The following is a 17964-nucleotide window of genomic DNA, read 5'->3' as shown; positions in this document are numbered from 1 at the left end:
TTACGACAAAATAAGCTAAAATCTTGACTTTTTATCTATAATTTAAGTATTTAAAACTTCTTTGAGTGCCCGACTTTCTCCTTTTTGAAAGGCTTGAATAAGCAATCTATCTTTTTGAGACATTTGCCATAGCTGAAGTTGCGCGAATAATTTGCGTTTCCACGATAAAGGTGTAGGAACTTTACCTCTGAGAAAATCTAATATAATTACGGAATACCCTATACCTTCTAGCAATTTCACGAGATAGTCCTCTTGCAGTCTGTTTGATGGTATTAAGTGAGTTAACTTTAAGGCAGTGAAATTTCCTGTGCCAAGACCAATATCACAAGAGGTTAAAGCGAGATCCGTATCTCCGCAGCTAATAAGTTGCTTACCCCGACGATCGAGCTGCGATCGCCTCGAATCGTTGTGTAATAATTCAGCATACTTTTCTGCTACAACCTTGCGAACGCACATTCCTGCTCCACAAGGAGTCGTTTCATTTTGATATGCTAGGTTAGACCACTTATCTCGATCGAAGTCTCTAATAGCCAAGTGAATCCAATAAGGCTTCGTCCATTCAGGAGGTTGTTGCTCGAATTCAGGTTGGATAATTCCCCCCCAAGCACCCAAATTAGACCAATTTTTACTAATCTGCAATGCTACTTCTAGATAGTTTTGCTCTAAAACATTATCGTCATCAACAAAAACTAGTAGATGACCACGAGCTTCCTTAATTCCACGTAGTCGTGCTGGGGTAAGTCCTAATTCTTCTTCCCGAATGTGACGAGCTTGAGGATGCCAAGTAAGGTCAATTTCTTTAGAAAGTAACTGTCTATTGGCATTATCAACTAATAGTAGCTCCCATTGCTCAAGCACCAGTGTTTGAGACTTTAGCGCCATTAATACTTTATCAAGATAGTACAAATTAGGATTGTGGGTGCAAATGATGACACTTATAGCTATTTCCATAACTTAATTCCTGAATCTTCCTTTAAGAAGAGACCTCTAGATTTTGTACACAGCAAGCTTTACAAATTTTATAATTTACTTACTCAAGACCTTTGTTATCAACTGCACCTTTTCGTCTGGAATTAATCCCCACCTTGGATGAAAAATCCTAGTACTAATTCTGCTATTTATTTCTTTAGCTACCGTTTTTATATCTAAATGTCTTCCATGAAGTATTTTAACTCTTCCAGAAACACACACAGGAAAAATGAATCGACAGTTATATTCAGGAGTTAGAATGACTTCCCTAAGATTACTTTTGTGAAGGGTTGTTTGAAAGGCAGGTTGATCGCCATAAGCGACTCCTTTTTCCTGCATTTGCCTCTCAGCTAAAGTTAACCAATCAGCAAAGAATTGGTCGACTTGAGGAGACTTTTTATATAAAATCACACCAGAATTGTATATTGGAAAGACAAATTGACCATCGATGTCTTTAATTTCCTGATAATTATAAACTTCACCAAGTAGATTACTTCCTGCTCTTATTTCTGCTTCGGCTGCGCCTATATCATATTTTTTAAGTAGTGTAAATAATTCAGAAAAATCATCGCATATATATGTATCACAATCTAAATATAGGGTAAACTCGTATGGTGACTTAGACATACCCACGATCTTATCTAGATATCCATTCTTAGAACTTTCTATAACTATGCATTTATCAATACACTGAGCTTTTACGCTTTCATCTGAAAAGATGGTAACATCCAATCCGGGTACTTTGTCCTTTAAGCTTGATGCTGAATTAAGTGCTTCAGTAACATATTTACTGCCAATAGCAACGTAAATGACTCCCATAGACATAAGCTATATCCTTATACTTCTAGTTTTTTAATGCTGTTTTTGCAAGTTTATTAGCACTATCGTCTACTACCTCAATTTGCATAGCTTCTGGACTAAGATTTGGCGCCAACATGTTAGCGAAGGTTTCGCGTAAATAGTTAGCACGGTTGTAGGTGGGAACCATGACTGACCAAAGGAGAAAGTTTAACTTGCTCTGAATGCTGACTCATCACATTAACTTGTTACTGTATCTTGTTGTCCTGTCTGAGGTACTACCTTGGTGTATGCTTGCTGAAAGTACCGAAGTCCTAGCATAATAAAAGTTTTTGCCAAGCGCTGAAATACTTGTGGAGAATGGCTGCACTTGAATATTTCACGAACATGACTCTTTACAGTACTAAAATCTTGTGTGGCAACAATTTGATAAGTCCAGTTATCTAAAGCATATATTGCCCATTTTTCTTTGGCTTGAGCTGCAAGCTTACTCGCCTTTGCTTCGGGTAGGTATTGCTGAAAGATTTCAATTGCTCTACGTGCATCTCTTAATGCTTCACCTGTGCAGATGTAACGCGCGGTGTTGGAAGTAGAGTGCGTGCGATAGAGTGCTAGCGGTTCAACTTCGTACCACACTGGATATTTCGCTGCAATTCTTACCCACATTTCCCAGTCTTCAGTCCACGTCAGACGACAGTCAAATGCTCCCAATTGCTCGTAGACATCACGGCGGACAACAATAGAAGGGGTTTGAATTCTTTGTTTAACTGCTATTCGTTCTAACCAATTGTCGAGAATACCGCTTTTCTGCTGCTCTAGAGGTGATATACTTTGCCAATGTCCGCACTCATCAATAAATATGTGACGACAGAATGCAGCACCTATTTGAGGATTCTGAGTAAAAGCTTGTTGTAACTTGCTGTAAAAGCCATCGCGAACGCAATCGTCACCGTGTAACAAATGAATTAATTGACCGCGCGATCGCTGCAAACAAGTTGCAAAGTTCTTTGTATGACCGCCATTTTGTGGTTGACGATAAAAACTAACACGACCTTGACCGATTTCTTCAACAACTGCTGCGGGATCGTCTTTTGTTGAGCAATCATCTACAACCTCAATTTGCATGAGATCTGCACCAGGATCTTGCGATAAAACGCTTTCGAGGGTTGTTCGTAAATACCTAGCACAGTTGTATGTGGGAATCATCACTGACCATAAAGGACGTGTTGTTCCTTCTGGTACTGGTTGAATAGTTGTTCGATAAGGATAAGTCGCGTTCATTGTTCATTAGAAGTAATTTATAGTAAATTTTTTAAACAATGATTAAATCAAAAATATACTCAAGATAGTAAAAACAAATTGAATTATTCGGCTTTATCCAATTGTGAAGTTATTAGCTAAGCTAAGAGCTAAATTGGTCTCCCATTGAGCTTTGACGAGAATTTTGCAAAAACTCGGTAAACCTGGATTGCCAGTTCCGAAAAAGTCTCCGCCATCAACTGTTACGATAGCTGCGTCCTCAATCCAATCAAGTATTTCATTATCAGCATGAGATAAATATATTGAAGTGCGATAGATACTACTAGCTAGAGGTAAATTATCTAATTTACAAATAATTTGTCCTTTGCCTGGATTGAGTGTCAGCAAGCTATTCGTAAAGTTACTGCGCAATAAAAGAACCCTTACACCTTTTTCATCAAAAAAATCGAGGCTAACAACAACATTACTCAGATGAGATTCAGTATTATTAACGTAACTGATAACAAAATAGTAATCGTTGCCAGATTTTAAAGAATTCTCAAGTTCGCCACTTTCGTTTAAAACGTGAAAATTTGCGACTCTTACTTTTCCAGAACCGCTGCGATCGCTTCTTTGCGCGATTGGAACTTCTTGAGCAAGCTTGTATGATTTTTCCAGATAGAGTGCAATTGCTTTTTCTGCTGTTGTATCTGCAGCTACTCTTCCTGCTTCTAAAACAATGCCACGATTGCACAGATGGCTAACCGTGCTCATGTTATGGCTAACGAATAAAATAGTACGTCCTTCTCTGCTAACATCTTCCATCTTGCCGATACACTTATTTTGAAAGCGGATGTCTCCTACAGCTAGGACTTCATCGACAATCAAAATTTCTGGTTCTAGATGGGCTGCTACAGCAAAAGCTAGTCGCACATACATTCCAGATGAGTAGTGCTTTACAGGGGTTTCTAAAAACTTTTCTACTTCAGCAAAATCAACAATTTCATCAAACTTCCGTTTAATTTCTGCCTTACTCATTCCTAAAATTGCACCGTTGAGATAAATATTTTCTCGTCCAGTCAATTCAGGATGAAATCCCGTACCTACTTCTAATAAACTGGCAACTCGTCCTTTGATTGCCAACCTACCTGTCGTCGGTTCTGTAATGCGGCTAAGAACTTTGAGTAGCGTTGACTTACCAGCGCCATTGCGACCTATAATACCAACGCGATCGCCTTGTTTGACCTCAAAGGACACATCTTGAATTGCCCAAAAACTATCGCGTCTTAGATTTACTTGCTTTTGGTTGAATAGCTTATTCTGTAAAGCTTTTATTTGATGAATAATTGTATCGCGTAGCGTTGTATTGCCCTTATGTCGATTGTGTCCAATACTGTACTTTTTTCCTAAATGCTCAGCTTTAATGACTACTTCTGACACTTGCGGTTTCCTTCGTTAACTTTAGATAACGTCTGCAAAGGTACGTTCAGTTTTACGAAAGTACCAAATTCCACTAATTAGTAGTAAAAATACTAACCCTATAGACAGGAAAAATCCTGGAAGGTAGTGATGTGCTTCACCTCCTAGAATTGCCCAACGAAAGCCGTCAATAACTCCTACCATCGGATTTAATGAGTAAAGCAATCGCCATTTTTCTGGAACTACATTACTACTAAAGCCAACAGGAGAAATATACAAACCAAATTGGACAATAAATGGCACGATATATCGAAAATCTCGATACTTTACATTCAAAGCCGAAAACCACAGTCCTCCTCCCATTGCTGCTGCAAATGCTACTAAGATAAAAAAGGGTAAAGTGATAATTCTCCAATCTGGAACAAAGTCGTACCAAGCCATTAATGCTATTAAAATAATGCCCGAAACCATAAAATCTACAAAACTAACAATAACAGCGCTTGTAGGTACTATTAAGCGAGGAAAGTATACCTTAGAAATTAAATTTGAATTACTTACCAAACTATTGCTACACTCAGCAAGGGCATTAGCAAAAAACTGCCAAGGCAGCATGGCAGCGAAAACTAAAATTGGGTATGGAGCACCTTCAGAAGGCAATTTAGCAATATTTCCAAAGATTACTGTGAACACAACCATTGTCAGGAATGGTCGAATGATAGCCCAAGAAATGCCAATCAAGGTTTGTTTATAGCGAACTAAAATATCGCGCCATGCTAAAAAATAAAATAGCTCTCGATACTGCCACAGATCTTTCCAGTATTGCCCTTCAGCTTTACCTGCCTCGATGACAAGTTCTGCACGCTTGTATTGTTTCATCGTAGCTTTTTCTAAACAATAAAAATCAAGTTTAAATATTCCTAAAAAATCTTATTTTATCTCTCCAACTTCTTTTGTTATCAGCAGTATTTTTTTGTGGATAATTCCCTTGTCGGTAACGACTATAAGCTTGTGCTTCGTTTTCTGACATTACACCATTAATGACAATACCTAAAATATTTTGATGAGATTGATCGAGATACTCTTTGGCAGATTTAGAACTCTCAAGATCGGCAATTCCTGGACGAGTCACCAAAATAACTCCATCAGCAATCTTATTCAGAAGTGATGCATCAGCAGAAACACTCAAAGGAGGAGTGTCTACGATTAAATAATCATACTGTTTCGGGCATTGCTCAAGTAGCGCTGCCATATCTCTGTAGTTCAGTAACACGTTCGGTTCAGTTTCAGAGAAACCAGTAGTAAGAATATCTAGGTTATTAGTAATTGAGCAAACAATTTTATGAGTGAAACTTGTTTGTTTATTTATAATATTTACTAAGCCAGCTTCGTTACTAACTTGCCAAATTTTGTGTTGAGAAGGATGGTGAAAATCAGCATCGATAATGAGAACTTTATAGTTTAAATGAGCCATCACGGCGGCTAAATTCGCACATGTTGTCGATTTACCTTCTTGCGGTACTGAACTTGTTACTAAAATAACCTTAAAGGGACGCTCTGACGATGCAGGAAATTTGAGATTTGCTAAGAGCATTCGATAGCTTTCCCCGATAAATGAGCGTGGTTCATTCATTGCAGGGACTTGCCATTCTTGTTCTTGGAAGTGCGTCTCATTACTAAATAGTGGAATTGTACCCAGCAGCTTATATTCAAACAGTTCGCGGGCTTCCTTGACAGTTTTAATTCTTTTATCAGTGAGTTCTAGAAGATAAACAACAGCTCCAGCTATAAGAATTCCAGCTAAACTTCCAGCCGCCATCGCTGATGTGTTACTAGCATTGATTGGTTGTGTAGGTACTTGGGCATATTCAATTATCCGGACATTACCTACCGTCCTATTCTCAATAACTTTAATTTCTTGCAGGCTTTTTAATAATGATTCATAAGTAGATTGAGCAGCCGATAACTCGCGTTCTAGATCGCGTTGCTGCTGTTCTAAAGCAGGTAAGTTAGTTGCTTTTCGTGCGTAAGCTTCTTGCTGCTGAACTAGGGTGAGTTTTTGTGACGCTAGCCCTTGGCGTTCTACTTCTGCTGCGATTAAGTTAGTAATTAGGTCTTGCTGAAGTTGTCCTAATTGTATTTGCTGGTTACTATTAACTGCTTGACCTTGCAAAATTTGATTTATTTGAGTTTCTAATAATTGCTGCAGTCTGGCTTCTTTATCTTGCAGTGAATCAACAGCCGGATGATTATCTTGGAAACGCGATCGCGCGTCGGCTATTTGGCGTTGAACAGCTTGTAGTTCTGTTAATGTTCCTTGGACTGCTGAAGATTGGCTGAGAGTTGCTAACTTCATTGCCTGTTGAGGATTCATTCTCAATTGACGTTGCAGGCTTTGAATGCGAGAATCTAAATCTACAAGTTGTGCTTCAACAGCATCAATTTGCGCGCCAGTACGTTCAATATTCGTTGCCAGTGTTTGTTGAGTTTGAGCAAGATCGGTAATTTGGTTTTTTTCCTTGAATCTGCGTACAGCCAAGTCAGCACGATGGACGTTAGCTTTAACTTTTGGTAACTGAGCTGTAATAAAATTGCCAGCTGAGATTGCTGCAGCGCGGTTGTTCAATAAATTTTGGTTCACATAAATGTTCATTAATTGATTGACAACAAACGCTGCCTGTTCAGGGTTCTCACTTTTATAGACGACTTGTAAAATATCTGTACCTTCAACTGCCGTGACATCTAACCCTTGTTGCAGATTCTCCAAACTTAATGATACTCCTTGACTCTCCTTGAGCTGCTCTAAAGTTTGCTGCAAAATTGGCACCGCGCGAATGACTTTTGCTTCGGTTGCTAGCGATGTATCGCTTTGATTGGGAGGATTTGCCTGCGCTACCGATTGTAAGCCGATTAGTGACGAACTACGATCTTGTTTAAAGAGTAACTGTCCTTGAGCGCTATAAACTGGTACTTTTGCAGATGTATATATATACGTTGTACCTACTACAGCACTAAACGCCGCAACTGCGGGTAGCCATCGGCGTTTAAGCATTAACCAACACTTTTGCAAGTCAAAATTTTCTGTTACTTCCATAAACACCAACAATTGGAAGATAGAGCACCGTAATGGTTAGAGGAGATGCAGATTAACAAGCACCAATGCCAAATAGAACTCTGGGAATAGTCAGTAAAAGAATCTTTAAATCTCGATAGAGACTCCAGTTGCGCAAGTACTCAAGATCGATCTCGTTGACACTATCTAAGTCTAAAAGACGCGATCGCGCGCGGACTTGCCACTCACCTGTAATTCCTGGTAACGCATTCAATCGTTTTTGTCCTTCAGGGCTGAGTCGCAGTGCATCGTACAATGCCCATGGTCGCGGTCCTACTATACTCATTTCCCCACGCAGCACATTAACAAGTTGCGGTAACTCATCCAAACTTAATTTGCGCATCCAGCGTCCAATTGGCGTTACTCGCGGATCGTGCTTTAGCTTGTGTAATCCCTGCTGATTCTTCATAACTATGTGATGCTGTGCTTCAGCATTTGCAACCATCGTCCGGAATTTGAATATGCGGAATAGCCGACCGTTGCGCCCAACACGCCACTGTTGGAAAAAAATTGGACCAGGGGAGTATAGTCGTACGAGCAACATTAAAATCAACAACAAAGGACTCAATAGCACTAACAAAAGCGCTGCAACACCAAAGTCAGCTAGACGCTTGCACTGCCATGAGAAAGAAGCACAGTATTTGCAAAGCACTTCCATCGTTGGAATACGTAGAAATACAAGTTTCCGCGCTTGCTGAGCTGCATCTGCCCATAACTCTAGTTGCGCTTCACCTATTTTCGGGTTAAGACATACTGCATCCACTGTAGAACCAGCTAGTGATTCTACAATATACTGCTTAACCTCTGACTTTGGTAAAGAAAATTGCTGAAACTGCTCTACTGTTAATTGCTGATAATGTAGTGAGTTAAATCGCTTTTGCTGAGGCTGGGAAACATCTATATTCTTATACCTAAGCATATTCTTGTATTAAAAGCTATTTGCAAATTAGGGTAATATCTGACCCTAGACTAGAGAAGCAGACTTGAGCGCGAGTACACGACGCTAGACTCCGCTTCGCATGCTTACTGCATTTCAGTATGAGCTAGGTACTCTCTTGCGTCTAAAAATATCTTATTCGTTATCCAAAATTAAAGTTGAAATAGTTGCAATCACTAAGCCAGGTTATATCTTTTTATACTTTACTTGTTCATAGCTTTGGTTCGTCAAGCAGCATAAGCTCTATATAATAAAAACGTTTTAGTAGTGTGTTTAGTTCGCCTCACTAGTCACTTTATAGGTTTTGCTTCAATTTGGCTAGCAGTAGAGATCAGAACAAAGTTGTGCAAAAGTCAGGTGCAAGTCGGATTGCATAAAAAATTGGGTCGATACCTTGAGTAAGAAAATTCTCACAATATCTCCTGTTGTTTTGCTTCAAAATAGAGTAGATTGCAGGCAGTTGGCTCTGTTGGTTGCTATTCTTCTTGCATTATGTTGTTTTATGCCGTTTTAGTTATTGTCGGAATCAGCCTTTTGCTGTTGCTGTACGTTGTAAGGTTTGTCTTAAAAGTAAGCAGTATTGCAGAAGAGGAACAAGAGAGATACTAAAAAAATACTTAGTAATGCAAAACGCGTCTTATTCATCCATACTTTCCAGTGCATTCAAGGAAGAGTCTTGATACTGCTTTTACTTCATTGTATATTTTAAATCAATCTGCAAACTATAAGTTGTGATTCAATCCTATCGCTCGTCCGACAAAGCTTTTAAACAACAACATATAGCTAATATACATAAACCACAACGTTTAGTAACCCAAAAATTACTCTTGCAAAATAAAATAAAAGACTCTATGATTAAGTAGCAATGAATGTGCTAAAAGAATTCGAACAAATAAAAAAACTTTCATTCGCAAGGTAGATCGAAGTTTTAGCGATCGCTACTAAGATATCCTTATGGAAAGTATAGAATATAGCTTAGCTACCTCGGTAGTAATAGCTACTATTTCCTAGGAGGTAAGGGTAGATGCTTGATTTTTCTGTGCAAAATTTCAAGGGCAATAAAAAAGTAACCAACATAACTAGTTAAGTAAAGATTACTAATAGTTTGTTGGATGAGGAGTAACAGATTGATTGTGAATGCCAACACTACTGCCAAAAAGTGACAAAAGGTTAAGTATGAATGACCTACCAGAAAGGCAGCGTTTGCAAGCTGCATTTGATTACACGCAGTTAAATCCAGAAAATCGTCTCCTAATCCAGCAACACACGCAAGCACTCAAAGAAAAGCTGCAAAGAACAGCTCAGGACATATGGGAAATTGGTCAAAAATTATCTGAAGTTCGCGCGCGCCTCAAGCACGGGCAATTTGATGCTTGGCTAAAAGCTGAATTTGGGTGGAGTCGTCGTACAGCTTACAACTTTATCAACGTTTATGAAACTTTTAATGAACGTGCAAAATTTGCACACTTTAATATTGCCACATCGGCGCTTTACTTACTAGCTTCACCTTCTACACCTCAAGATATCAAAGAGCAGTTCATTGAAGCCGCGCAAACAGGTCAAAAAGTTACGCACAAAGACATCCGCAAGGCACTTGAGCGTCGCAATCATCCGCAGATAAATTCCGTTCCTCCAGCAGAAACGGCAGAAATTGTCGTCCAACCAGAAGCGATCTCGGTGATACCGCCGGTACCGCTAGAGGCTAAAAAGCCCAGCGATGCTGCTAGACCGTCACATTGGTATTTACTAGCAAGAAAACACTTATTGTTTCATGGAGATACGCGATCGCCGCAATTTATCAAACGATTACCTCCCTCAATTCCCCTAGCCCTAGGCTTAACCGATGGCGAATGGCAGCATGATTGGTTACTTGATAAAGCGAGTGCGGTTCTCATCTTGCAGCTAGCAGCAGTAGACGTTAAGTTGGTACAGCGACTCATTACGATGTTCTCGCAGCCTGGAGAGTCAATTATTTTTCCGATTTTACCGAGTGGGGAAATTATTGCAGCTGTTCACAATTTACAGCGGCTTATTTATACCGGCGACAGCAATATCGCAGCGCTACAGCAGGCGATCGCCGAATCAGGCTTAAAAGCAGAGCGAGTCAACATTTTATAGGCAGCAACGAGCCTGTCTGGAAATAATAACAAATGTAAAAAAATAATTGGCTACTTGCTTTTTGATACGAAGAAGTGGTAATTAGTAGATGCAAGTAGTGTAAGTTTAGTCGACCAAGTTACATAGTCTGCCAAAAATTGCGAGGTTGTTACCTGATGCAATTGCGAGTAGGCATAGGTAGTTAATTAGTTCTAACTTAGGGGTCGCTGGTGTCACTCATGAACCTAAACTGAATACTCTGAATTATTTTGCCGTTCATAAAAAGCACATAAAGTCCATTTGAGCTCTTCTCACTCCATGTTGAACAATACTGTGGGAAAGAAGCGCGCTCTAACATAAGTAGACTGCAGTTATCTCAAGGTAGAAAGTTGTCGCTACCTACCAACGCTTCAAGTGTCATTAGGCGATCGCACAATTTTAAGTTTGCCCATCAACTATAAATCCTTCGGGTACTAACAATTATGTACTTCTTAAAAGAGCTTAAAGAGAAAATCGCCAATAAACAAGCAAAAATTGGCGTTATTGGCTTAGGTTATGTTGGTTTACCCTTAGTTGTCGCATTTGCTAAAAAAGGCTTCTCTGTTCTTGGGTTTGATATTGACCAGAATAAGATTCATCAAATCGAGCAAGGTAGATCTTATATTAAACACATTCCAGCAGAGCAGTTACAAAACAAGCTGATTTCTGCGACTAGCGATATGAGTCGGTTAAAAGAAACCGATGCAATTATCATCTGCGTGCCCACACCCTTGAATACTCATCGCGAACCAGATTTGAGTTATGTCACGCAAACAGCTTATGAAATTGCACATTATCTAAGAATGGGACAACTCGTTGTATTGCAGAGTACAACGTATCCAGGGACAACAGAAGAAGTGGTATTACCAATTCTGGCAGCAACAGGTTTGGTTGTTGGTGAAGAATTTGCATTAGCGTATTCGCCAGAACGTGAAGATCCTGCTAACACTGACTACTCGATCTTCAATGTACCTAAAGTGATTGGTGGAGTGACGCCAACGTGTCTTGATTTAGCACAAACGTTGTATAACCAGATTATTACGCAAACTGTATCTGTTTCTTCAACTCGCACCGCTGAAGCCAGCAAGATTTTAGAGAATATTTACCGCTCAGTCAATATCGCCCTTGTTAATGAGTTAAAAATTCTCTTTCATAAAATGGATATCGATGTTTGGGAAGTCATTGAAGCAGCAAAAACGAAGCCCTTTGGGTTTCAAGCATTTTACCCTGGTCCTGGCTGGGGCGGACATTGTATCCCAATAGACCCATTTTATTTGACATGGAAAGCCCGCGAGTATGACCTTTCACTGCGGTTTATTGAACTTGCTGGCGAAGTCAATACTTTAATGCCAAGCTATGTTGTCAATCGTTTAGTCTCTGCGCTGAATAATTGTGGAAAGCCGTTAAAAAATTCTAAAGTTTTAATCTTAGGCGTTGCGTATAAGAAAAATGTAGACGATCAGCGCGAAAGCCCCGCACTCAAAATTATTCAACTGCTACAGCAACAAGGTGCGATTGTGTCTTACCACGACCCTCATGCACCAACTTGTGCCAATCATCGGCATTTTCCAGAAATTAACTTACAATCCACGCCATTAACAAAAGAAAACCTAACTAGATTTGATGCGGTTATTATTGCGACAGATCACGACGACGTGGATTACCAACTTGTTGCAGACTACTCATCATTAATTATTGATACGAGAAATGTTTTGGCAACAAAAGGCTTGAAAACTGCGAACACTGTAAGTGCATAGGTGTTGATAGCTTTATACATCCCCGCGTGGGGGAACTTTGCAATAATATTTTTTTAAAATTATGCGTTGCCAAGATAAATACATAGCAGTTGTTGGTTGTGGTTATTGGGGTAAGAATCTCGTCCGCAATTTTGCCCAACTTGGTGTTTTACGAGTTATTTGCGATGCTAGTTACATAACAGTCAAGTTACTCAGCGAACAATATGACGTTCCTTGCGTAACAGACTTTCAACAGGTGTTATCGCTACCAGAGGTACAAGCTGTTGTTATTGCAACGCCTGCGCCAACACACGCAGATCTCGTACTGCAAGCTTTAGCTGCGGGTAAAGATGTTTTTGTCGAAAAGCCACTAGCGTTGACTTTAGACGATGCTTTAGCCATTCAAGCGCTAGCAAACAAAAGCGATCGCCTGTTGATGGTAGGGCATTTGCTCGAATATCATCCTGCATTAGTGACACTGCGTCAACTCGTTGCTGATGGCAAACTTGGTAAACTGCAATACCTTTACTCGCATCGCTTAAGCTTTGGCAAAGTCCGCACTGAAGAAAACGTGTTGTGGAGTTTCGCACCGCACGATATTTGCAACATTCTTGGATTTACAGGCGAACTTCCGCGCCGCGTACAAGCGTTTGGCAGCAGTTCTCATACAGTTGAAGACTTTTGTACGATTAATTTAGAATTTGCAAACCATATCAAAGCGCATATCTTTGTGAGTTGGCTGCATCCGTTTAAAGAACATCGCTTAGTCGTTGTCGGCGATCGCGCAATGGCAGTTTTTGATGATGTCTCAACCGATGCTAAACTTTGTCTTTACCCGCAGCACGTCGAATTTCAAGATTCTTTACCAATTTTGCACAAAGATGCCAAACAAATTATTCCGCTACCACAAGCCGAACCTTTACTTTTAGAATGTCAGCATTTTCTAGATTGCATCCAAAACCGCCAACAACCTGTCACCGGAATCAAAAATGGAATCGACGTTTTAACCGTTCTAGAATCAGCGCAAGCATCCTTAACAACTCACGGCAAAATGATTGATATGAGGGAGAAGTGCTTTGTCAGTTAAATTACAACCGCCAGCTACCGATTATTTTGTCCACGAATCAGCCTATGTTGATTTTCCTTGTACGATTGGTACGGGAACGCAAATTTGGCATTTCAGCCATGTCATGCCTAATGTTAGCATTGGTGAAAACTGTAAACTTGGGCAAAATGTCTTTGTCGCGACTGGGGTGAAAATTGGTCGCAACGTTAAAATTCAAAACAACGTTTCGGTTTATGCAGGCGTCATTTTAGAAGATGATGTTTTTTGCGGACCAAGTTGCGTATTTACAAATATTAAAAATCCGCGATCGGCAATTCCGCGCAACACCGTTGATGATTATTTAGTGACTTTAGTGAAACGCGGGGCGACGATTGGTGCGAACGCCACCATTGTTTGTGGTGTTACGATTGGTCATCATGCATTTATTGGTGCGGGTTCTACAGTGACGAAAGATGTTCCTGATTATGCCCTCGTCTACGGTAATCCTGCAAGACAACGCGGTTGGATGTGCGAATGTGGCGCGAAGCTTGTCAATAATAAGCAAATTTATGTTTGCACCGAGTGCGATCGCCAGTACGAGTTTACTAACCCGCAGCAACTGCAAAGAATCAAATAAAATCTACTGAATAACTGAATATATGAAAATTCCCAGTTTTGATGCTAAGAGTCAATACCATACACTTGCGCCTGAGTTAATCAAGGTTGTCAGTTCTGTCATGGCTGATGGGCGCTATATTATGGGTCCGCAGGTGAAATGCTTTGAAACTCAGTTTGCTAGCTACCTTGATTGTGCTGCTGTCATCTCGTGCAATTCTGGTACTGATGCTTTACACCTTGCTTTACGCGCCTTAAATATCGGTGCTGGCGACGAGGTTCTTACCACGCCGTTTACTTTCATTGCAACCACTGAAGCGATCGAGATTGTTGGTGCGACTCCTGTTTTTGTAGACGTCGATTTAGAAACCTACAATATCGATCCCCGTCAAATCGAAAGCAAGATTACCGAACGCACTAAAGCAATTTTACCAGTGCATCTTTACGGTCGTCCCTGCGATATGTCTGCAATTATGGCGATCGCGCGTAAATACAATCTCAAAGTGATTGAAGATTGCGCGCAAGCAACAGGCGCAGTTTGGGAAGGACAAAAAGTGGGAACAATTGGCGATGTTGGTTGTTTTAGCTTTTTCCCAACAAAAAACTTAGGCTGTTTTGGGGACGGCGGCGCGATCGCCACAAACGATCCTGAAATTGCAGATCGCGTCGAATACTTGCGCCGACATGGAGGAAAAGTTAAGTATCAACATGAAGAGCTGGGACTGAATAGCCGTTTAGATACAATTCAAGCGGCGATTTTATCTGTGAAACTCCCCTACCTCGAACAATGGAACACTGCCCGAAAAGCGATCGCCTATTATTACTTAGAACACCTTACCTCAATTCCAGGAATTGTACTACCAACTGTCGTTGCTAACGGCACTTCTGTTTGGAATCAATTTACAATTCGAGTTTTAGATGGACAACGCGATCGCTTCCAGCAGCAGCTACATCAAAAAGGAATCAGTACAATGGTGTATTACCCTATGCCTTTGCATTTGCAAAAGGTACACAGTCATTTGAATTATCCTTTAGGATCGCTGCCTAACAGCGAACAATTAAGTACTGAAGTTTTGTCATTACCAATGTTTCCTGAGTTAAGTTTATTCGAGCAACAGATTATTGTTGAAGCAATTAGCCAAGCTTCAGCAGACTTATACTGTCTTTTCAAATATGCATAACGCGAAATAAGTATATGAGAGAATAGACAATCCTAATTTTTATGTCTCAAATATCCACGATCCGAGCTAAACCTAAATCTCTTGCTTATCTTACATTGTTGCTCAGTATTGTTTTTGGCATTACTGGACAACTTCTGATGAAGCATACAATGAGCATTGCTACTACAAATTTTTTGACTGTGTCGTTCGTTGGACAATTAACTTTAGCATTGACAACTTACACAATTGGAGTAGCAAATTGGGTGTTAGCACTACGGGTTGTCAAGCTCAGTGTTGCCTATCCTTTGAGTAGTCTAAACTATGTCGGTATCTTATTCGGTTCGTACTACTTCTTTAATGAGACAATCACCCTGACGCGCATTATAGGAGTCTTACTCATCTTCATTGGAGTTTTGTTTGTCGCCTTGTCTCAAAGCGATCGCCAACTATCATCAAAATGAATGTTCTTCCTTGGATATTTCTATTGCTTGTTGTAGCCCTCGGTACTGTTGGGCAAGTATCACTTAAATACGCTCTTTATAAGAATGTTTCAACGCCAAACCTTTTTAGTTCTTACTATTTTTGGCTTTGGTTGGTTTGTTATGTAGTTGTGACACTGTTGTGGCTCGTTGTTTTACGCACAATTCCATTAAGTCAAGCTTTTCCTGCATTGGGTTTGACATTTGCTTTAGTTCCTTTGGCTTCGCATCAAATTCTCAAAGAGAAAATTGTTCTCGGTCAATGGATTGGAATTGCAATTATTGTCACTGGTGTTTGCCTAGTTGTACAAATGTAGTTTTTATAAGGAAAATAAAATGATTGTATTACCAAGAAAAATTCTAGTTACAGGCGTTGCGGGCTTTATTGGTTCTCATTTATTGGATAAGCTCATAGCAGCAGGTCATCAAGTTGTGGGAATTGACAATCTCTGCATGGGAAAGCTAGAAAATATCGCACGCCATCTAGATAATCCAGCATTTCAGTTTCTCCAACGAGATATTACAGAAGCATCTACGTTTGTCGATTTAGAAGATTTTGACTGTTTAGTTCATTTAGCAGCATTTAAAATTCCCCGTTACGGGAAAGCAATTGATACGCTTAAAATTAACTATCAAGGAACAGAAAATGTTTTAGAGTTTGCACGATCGCGTAACTGCAAATGCGTTCTGGCTTCAACTTCTGATGTGTATGGTCGCAATCCTAAATTGCCTTTTAATGAAGATGATGATTCTGTGTTAGGTTCTTCTAAAGTTGCTCGTTGGAGTTATGCTGTTTCTAAGCTATTCGACGAACATCTAGCCTTTGCTTATCAAGAAAGTTACGGCTTTCCTGTTGTCATTTTACGCTTTTTTGGCTCTTATGGACCGCGACATCATTTATCATGGTGGGGTGGACCGCAGTCAGTTTTTATTGAACAAATTTTGAGCGATCGCGAAATTCAAATTCATGGAGATGGCTTACAAACACGCAGCTTTACATACATCAGTGACACAGTAGCTGGAATTTATGCAGCAATTATTAAATCCGAAGCCAATGGCGAAATTTTTAATATTGGCAGCGATCGCGAAATTTCAATTTTAGACTTAGCTAAAACTATTAAACAGTTAAGTAATACTCCTGGTAAACTTAAGCTGAAATTTGTCCCTTACGAATCGTTTACTGGAAAGAAATATGAAGATGTACGGCGCAGAATCCCTGATAATAGCCGTTGCGAACAAATTCTTGGTGTTAAAGCAGAAGTTTCTTTAGAAGAAGGATTACTGCGAACAATTGCTTGGCATCGCAGCTTAAAATCTCCAGCAGAATCAAGTTTACTTGTACTAAGTTGATTGATAAATGGTAACTGGTAGTAGGTAAGAGCAATTACCTATTACCTACGTTTTTGTCTTTAATAAACTACAAAAATAAGAGATACAGAAAATAATTTATGTTTTTTTAGAATTAGCTTTATTCCTAAATTTTCTATGAATATTGCAGTTATTGGTGGTGGTTTGATGGGGCTAGTTTTAGCTCATCGCCTTTCTCAAAAAGGATATGTAGTAACTGTCTTTGAACGCAATCAACAGTTAGGAGGGCTAGCAACTTATCACGATTACGGCTCTTTTGTTTGGGATCGCTTTTATCACGTGATTTTGCCTTCTGATAAGCATTTAATTAAATATTTGCATGAGATTGGCTTAGGCGATCAGTTACGGTGGCGCAGTACAAGTACAGGTTACTACGTCGATCGAAAATTGTATTCAATTAGTAATACGTTAGAGTTTTTGCGCTTTCCACCTCTCAGTTTATGGGGTAAACTTCGGCTAGCTTTTACTTTAATTTATGGCTCTCGAATTGACAATTGGCAGCGTTTAGAAAAAATTTCTGTAGAGGACTGGTTAGTTAAACTTAGCGGGAAGAAAACTTATCAAAAATTTTGGCAGCCATTATTGTTAGCAAAGTTAGGAGAAAGTTATCAAAAAGTTTCTGCTGTTTTTATCTGGTCTTATATTAAACGTTTATTTTCAGCGCGAGATTCTTCTTTAAACAAAGAACAACTAGGTTACGTTGTCGGAGGATATAAAACAGTTTTCGATCGTCTTGAAAAGTTGATATATGCTGCAGGGAGTTGTATTTGTACAGGTGTAGCTGTTAAGAAAATTATTCCTGACTCTATAAATGGGTTATGGATTGAACGCGGAAATACAAAAGAGCATTTTGACAAAGTTATTTTTACCGCGCCTAACGACACGCTTAACAATAACACTGTTATACGCCACGTTGAACAATTTGTCCAAACTGTATTATAACTGTCAGGTGTT

17 protein-coding genes are annotated in these 17964 nt (G+C 39.6%); 9 read left to right on the top strand and 8 right to left on the bottom strand.

The annotated features are described in order from the left end of the window. Positions 1–42 precede the first annotated feature (42 nt). The 8 genes from B1A85_RS14000 to hepC form a co-directional block, all read right to left on the bottom strand. Positions 43–951, bottom strand: coding sequence for a glycosyltransferase (locus B1A85_RS14000; protein WP_104547520.1), 909 nt, complete (start codon positions 949–951; stop codon positions 43–45). Positions 952–1026: 75 nt separating this feature from the next. After that, positions 1027–1794 carry a hypothetical protein gene (locus tag B1A85_RS13995; RefSeq protein WP_146087181.1) on the bottom strand — a complete coding sequence of 256 codons (768 nt, stop codon included), beginning with the start codon at positions 1792–1794 and terminating at the stop codon, positions 1027–1029. A gap of 19 nt (positions 1795–1813) precedes the next feature. Further along, positions 1814–1957, bottom strand: a complete 144-nt coding sequence (locus B1A85_RS23635) for a glycosyltransferase family 2 protein (protein WP_146087180.1) — start codon at positions 1955–1957, stop codon at positions 1814–1816. A 50-nt stretch (positions 1958–2007) separates the two neighbouring features. After that, complete coding sequence (locus B1A85_RS13990; RefSeq protein ID WP_104547518.1) at positions 2008–3048, bottom strand: glycosyltransferase; 1041 nt, start codon at positions 3046–3048, stop codon at positions 2008–2010. A 93-nt stretch (positions 3049–3141) separates the two neighbouring features. Next, positions 3142–4446, bottom strand: a complete 1305-nt coding sequence (locus tag B1A85_RS13985; RefSeq protein WP_104547517.1) for an ABC transporter ATP-binding protein — start codon at positions 4444–4446, stop codon at positions 3142–3144. Between the two features lie 21 nt (positions 4447–4467). Beyond that, the gene (locus B1A85_RS13980; RefSeq protein WP_104547516.1) at positions 4468–5301 is read right to left on the bottom strand and encodes an ABC transporter permease; all 834 of its coding nucleotides are present in this window, start codon (positions 5299–5301) and stop codon (positions 4468–4470) included. 31 nt (positions 5302–5332) lie between these two features. Then, on the bottom strand, positions 5333–7516 hold the full coding sequence (locus tag B1A85_RS13975; protein WP_104547515.1) for a polysaccharide biosynthesis tyrosine autokinase: 2184 nt from the start codon (positions 7514–7516) through the stop codon (positions 5333–5335). 52 nt (positions 7517–7568) lie between these two features. Then, positions 7569–8453 carry a heterocyst development glycosyltransferase HepC gene (hepC, locus tag B1A85_RS13970; protein ID WP_104547514.1) on the bottom strand — a complete coding sequence of 295 codons (885 nt, stop codon included), beginning with the start codon at positions 8451–8453 and terminating at the stop codon, positions 7569–7571. 1194 nt (positions 8454–9647) lie between these two features. Between hepC and B1A85_RS13965 the strand changes: the two genes are divergently transcribed. The 9 genes from B1A85_RS13965 (at position 9648) to B1A85_RS13925 (ending at position 17952) form a co-directional block, all read left to right on the top strand. Further along, a complete protein-coding gene (locus tag B1A85_RS13965; protein ID WP_104547513.1) occupies positions 9648–10589 on the top strand; it encodes a DUF3102 domain-containing protein in 942 nt (313 codons plus the stop codon). 461 nt (positions 10590–11050) lie between these two features. Then, positions 11051–12364 carry a nucleotide sugar dehydrogenase gene (locus B1A85_RS13960; RefSeq protein ID WP_104547512.1) on the top strand — a complete coding sequence of 438 codons (1314 nt, stop codon included), beginning with the start codon at positions 11051–11053 and terminating at the stop codon, positions 12362–12364. A gap of 61 nt (positions 12365–12425) precedes the next feature. Continuing rightward, positions 12426–13430, top strand: coding sequence for a Gfo/Idh/MocA family protein (locus tag B1A85_RS13955; RefSeq protein ID WP_104547511.1), 1005 nt, complete (start codon positions 12426–12428; stop codon positions 13428–13430). After that, positions 13420–14025, top strand: a complete 606-nt coding sequence (locus B1A85_RS13950) for an acyltransferase (RefSeq protein ID WP_104547510.1) — start codon at positions 13420–13422, stop codon at positions 14023–14025. The genes B1A85_RS13955 and B1A85_RS13950 overlap by 11 nt, the downstream gene beginning before the upstream one ends. A gap of 22 nt (positions 14026–14047) precedes the next feature. Then, complete coding sequence (locus tag B1A85_RS13945; protein WP_104547509.1) at positions 14048–15184, top strand: DegT/DnrJ/EryC1/StrS aminotransferase family protein; 1137 nt, start codon at positions 14048–14050, stop codon at positions 15182–15184. A 41-nt stretch (positions 15185–15225) separates the two neighbouring features. Next, positions 15226–15624, top strand: a complete 399-nt coding sequence (locus B1A85_RS13940; RefSeq protein WP_104547508.1) for a multidrug efflux SMR transporter — start codon at positions 15226–15228, stop codon at positions 15622–15624. Next, entirely contained in the window at positions 15621–15959 is a 339-nt protein-coding gene (locus tag B1A85_RS25585) for an EamA family transporter (protein ID WP_104547507.1), read from the top strand. Before B1A85_RS13940 ends, B1A85_RS25585 begins: the two co-directional genes overlap by 4 nt. 19 nt (positions 15960–15978) lie before the next feature. Then, positions 15979–16992, top strand: coding sequence for an NAD(P)-dependent oxidoreductase (locus tag B1A85_RS13930; RefSeq protein ID WP_210404443.1), 1014 nt, complete (start codon positions 15979–15981; stop codon positions 16990–16992). Between the two features lie 135 nt (positions 16993–17127). After that, positions 17128–17952 carry an FAD-dependent oxidoreductase gene (locus B1A85_RS13925; protein WP_210404442.1) on the top strand — a complete coding sequence of 275 codons (825 nt, stop codon included), beginning with the start codon at positions 17128–17130 and terminating at the stop codon, positions 17950–17952. The last annotated feature ends 12 nt before the right edge of the window (positions 17953–17964 follow it).

It is taken from the genome of Chroococcidiopsis sp. TS-821 (assembly GCF_002939305.1).
Taxonomy (GTDB): Bacteria; Cyanobacteriota; Cyanobacteriia; order Cyanobacteriales; family Chroococcidiopsidaceae; genus Chroogloeocystis.
Note: the sequence above shows the minus strand (reverse complement) of the source record. Positions and strands in the feature narration are given on the sequence as shown.

Coding starts and splice junctions, on each gene's coding strand:
- B1A85_RS14000 (WP_104547520.1), bottom strand. CDS start 951: ATGGAAATAGCTATAAGTGTCATCATTTGCACCCACAATCCTAATTTG.
- B1A85_RS13995 (WP_146087181.1), bottom strand. CDS start 1,794: ATGTCTATGGGAGTCATTTACGTTGCTATTGGCAGTAAATATGTTACT.
- B1A85_RS23635 (WP_146087180.1), bottom strand. CDS start 1,957: ATGGTTCCCACCTACAACCGTGCTAACTATTTACGCGAAACCTTCGCT.
- B1A85_RS13990 (WP_104547518.1), bottom strand. CDS start 3,048: ATGAACGCGACTTATCCTTATCGAACAACTATTCAACCAGTACCAGAA.
- B1A85_RS13980 (WP_104547516.1), bottom strand. CDS start 5,301: ATGAAACAATACAAGCGTGCAGAACTTGTCATCGAGGCAGGTAAAGCT.
- B1A85_RS13975 (WP_104547515.1), bottom strand. CDS start 7,516: ATGGAAGTAACAGAAAATTTTGACTTGCAAAAGTGTTGGTTAATGCTT.
- hepC (WP_104547514.1), bottom strand. CDS start 8,453: ATGCTTAGGTATAAGAATATAGATGTTTCCCAGCCTCAGCAAAAGCGA.
- B1A85_RS13965 (WP_104547513.1), top strand. CDS start 9,648: ATGAATGACCTACCAGAAAGGCAGCGTTTGCAAGCTGCATTTGATTAC.
- B1A85_RS13960 (WP_104547512.1), top strand. CDS start 11,051: ATGTACTTCTTAAAAGAGCTTAAAGAGAAAATCGCCAATAAACAAGCA.
- B1A85_RS13955 (WP_104547511.1), top strand. CDS start 12,426: ATGCGTTGCCAAGATAAATACATAGCAGTTGTTGGTTGTGGTTATTGG.
- B1A85_RS13945 (WP_104547509.1), top strand. CDS start 14,048: ATGAAAATTCCCAGTTTTGATGCTAAGAGTCAATACCATACACTTGCG.
- B1A85_RS13940 (WP_104547508.1), top strand. CDS start 15,226: ATGTCTCAAATATCCACGATCCGAGCTAAACCTAAATCTCTTGCTTAT.
- B1A85_RS25585 (WP_104547507.1), top strand. CDS start 15,621: ATGAATGTTCTTCCTTGGATATTTCTATTGCTTGTTGTAGCCCTCGGT.
- B1A85_RS13930 (WP_210404443.1), top strand. CDS start 15,979: ATGATTGTATTACCAAGAAAAATTCTAGTTACAGGCGTTGCGGGCTTT.
- B1A85_RS13925 (WP_210404442.1), top strand. CDS start 17,128: ATGAATATTGCAGTTATTGGTGGTGGTTTGATGGGGCTAGTTTTAGCT.